This is a genomic window from Calidithermus terrae (assembly GCF_003574345.1).
In the GTDB taxonomy this organism is placed as follows: Bacteria; Deinococcota; Deinococci; order Deinococcales; family Thermaceae; genus Calidithermus; species Calidithermus chliarophilus.
This window is the reverse complement of the sequence record NZ_QXDL01000454.1, coordinates 1-855: the sequence shown is the minus strand read 5'-3', so window position 1 is coordinate 855 and position 855 is coordinate 1. Positions and strand designations below refer to the sequence as shown.

The window sequence follows — 855 nt, the reverse complement described above, 5'->3', positions numbered from 1 at the left end:
ACCCCCTCCCGCGTGAGCCGCACACCCTGGCCGGGGCAGGCAGCGACCACCGAGCAGGTGTCCCCTGGGGGGTGGGGCTGTAGTCGTCCTGCGGGGCGGGCACAACCCCAGCGGATGATCGATTTCAACGGGGCGTTTGGCTATCGGCTATCAGCTATCGACTATTGACCATCGACCACCCCCGGCAACCGGACGCTCTGCGGGAAGCGGAAGAAGTCCTCCGGGTCGTACTGCTGCTTGACCTCTTGCAGGCGTGGGTAATTTTCGCCGTAGTAGCGCTCGGGCCAGTCCTCGAGGTCGGCGTCGGTGTAGTTGACGTAGGCCCCGCGGGTGTAGGGCGTGAGGGCGTCGCGCACGCCGCGGACCCAGGATAGGTGGTCTTCGGCGGCGGAGTCGTCGGACCAGTAGGCCTGGTATTGCAGGAAGAACTGGGCCCGGCGGTGGAAGAAGGCGGTGGCGTGGGGGGCGAGGTCGGCCACCTTGCCGCCGAAGTTTTCCAGTTGCACCAGGTCCTCGCCGGTGGGGGCTTTCTCCATCCAGGCGCACAGGGTCTGGAGGGCCTCGGGGGGCAGGGGCCCGTAGGCGAAGGCCGAGGTGTTCTTGAACTTCTTGTGGTCGCCGTGGAAGTGGACGGACCAGTCGGGCTCGGGGTCGCCGCCGAAGAAGTTGACGGCCTCGAGGAAGGCCTTGCGCTCCAGGCGCAGTTGGTGCGGGGGGACGCGGCGCAGGAAGGGCTCGAGGACGCGGCGCAGCTCGTCCAGCGGCCCCACGAACTGGCCCGTGGAGGTGACGGGGCCGGGCCGGGCGTGCCGGGGGCCGTAGAGCTTGAGCACCGAGGTGAGGCGGGGGTCGGCG

The 855-nt window shown here is 69.1% G+C and carries 1 protein-coding gene; it reads right to left on the bottom strand.

The window, feature by feature from the left end:
• Window positions 1-161 precede the first annotated feature (161 nt).
• A partial coding sequence (locus tag Mterra_RS21540; protein ID WP_147373071.1) for a BBE domain-containing protein occupies window positions 162-855 on the bottom strand: 694 nt, incomplete at its 5' end.